A 234-nucleotide genomic window follows, 5' to 3' on the forward strand; every position below is an offset into this window, starting at 1 on the left:
GGACGACGTTGGCCATCTCCTCGGCCGCCGGGTCCTGCACGCGGAAGTCGAGGGTGGTGTAGATCTTGAGTCCACCGCGGCGCAGCAGGTCGCGACGCTCCTGGATGTCCGCACCGAATGCCTCGTCGTTCTCGACGATCGACTTCACGTACTGGCAGAAGTAGGCGTTGCGTCCGGCGGCGGCACAGCCCTGGGTCGGGACCTTGATGGCGGGAGTGATCGCGGCGGCCTTCG

General features: G+C 67.1%; 1 protein-coding gene. It reads right to left on the reverse strand.

Going from position 1 to position 234, the window contains the following annotated elements; genetic code table 11:
- Window positions 1-234: hypothetical protein (locus ICJ84_RS16810; protein ID WP_241748790.1), on the reverse strand; the 234-nt coding region annotated here is incomplete at both ends.

It is taken from the genome of Aestuariibaculum suncheonense, assembly GCF_014596935.1.
GTDB lineage: Bacteria > Bacteroidota > Bacteroidia > Flavobacteriales > Flavobacteriaceae > Aestuariibaculum > Aestuariibaculum suncheonense.